Consider the following 1,297-nt stretch of genomic DNA (forward strand, 5'->3'; position numbering starts at 1 on the left):
TGGGATCTGGAATGAAGCTGCATTGATGGCCTCGAAAAGTCTGATCCTGTGTGAATCGCTGATTGATGCGCTGTCGTTCTGGGTCGCCGGGCATCGCAATGTCACCGCCGCCTATGGGGTGAACGGGATCACCGCTGACCACTGGCAGGCCTTTGAGCACTACGGTATTAAGCAGGTGCTGATCGCGTTCGACAATGACAGTGCCGGCAATGCGGCTGCGGTGAAACTGGCGGCCGCGCTGGCCGCCAAGGGGATCACTCCGCTGCGGGTGATGTTCCCGCCGGAAATGGATGCCAACGGTTATCTGTGTCAGGTGGCGGAGCCGGAAGCCGCCTTCGGCCTGCTGCTTGAGAGTGCCGTGCCGATGCAGAATGTGGCAGGCATCGTTGCGACTGATCCCGTCATGGTTCCCGACCCGGCTTCTGCTTTCGTGGCTGAACCCGCTCCCAACACCACACCGGGGGTTGTCTGTGAACCCGGCGACAATGGCGAGATGCTGATCTCGGTCGGCACACTGCAATGGTGCCTGCGGGGAATGGGCGCAATCAAAGCCGGTGCCGCCGCCCTGAAACTCAATGCGCAGGTGCTGGACAGGCAAAGCGGGGTGTTGTTCGCGGATGGGGTTGATCTGATGAGTGCCCGCAGCCGGAACAGTTATGCCAGACTGGCGGCCACCGAACTGGGGCTGGCAGACGGGGCACTGCGGCGTTCGCTGGGGCAAGTGTTGCTGGCTGCCGAACAGTGGCTACAGCAGGCGGCGAACCCGGCAGCGGTGCAATCTGAACTGAATGAAGCTGAACGGGAGGCAGCACTGGCCTTGCTGCAAGATCCGACTCTGACGGCGCGTATTACCGCTGATCTAGCGGCCTGTGGGGTTGTCGGTGAATCCACTAACTTACTGGCAGGCTTTTTGGCGGCAGTGAGCCGCAAACTGCCCAAACCCTTAGCCGTCCTGATCCAGAGCAGCAGCGCCGCCGGAAAATCTTCGCTGATGGATGCCGTACTGAACCTGATGCCGGAAGAAGAGCGTATCCAGTACAGCGCCATGACCGGGCAAAGCCTGTTCTATCTGGGTGAAACCAATCTCCAGCACAAGATATTAGCTATTGCCGAAGAAGAAGGGGTGCGGCAGGCCGCCTATGCGCTCAAGCTGTTGCAGTCAGACGGCGAGCTGACAATGGCGAGTACGGGCAAGGATGAGACGACCGGCACGCTGGTCACCAAAAGCTACACGGTGAAAGGCCCGGTGATGCTGATGTTGACGACGACCGCCATTGATGTGGATGAAGAGCTGCTG

1 protein-coding gene is annotated in these 1,297 nt (G+C 60.1%); it reads left to right on the plus strand.

Features of this window, described 5'->3' with window-relative positions; all coding sequences use genetic code 11:
* The coding region (locus PSI23_RS21420; RefSeq protein WP_273556965.1) for a toprim domain-containing protein at positions 1 to 1,297 on the plus strand (1,297 nt) is incomplete at both ends.

It is taken from the genome of Xenorhabdus yunnanensis, assembly GCF_028598805.1.
In the GTDB taxonomy this organism is placed as follows: domain Bacteria; phylum Pseudomonadota; class Gammaproteobacteria; order Enterobacterales; family Enterobacteriaceae; genus Xenorhabdus; species Xenorhabdus yunnanensis.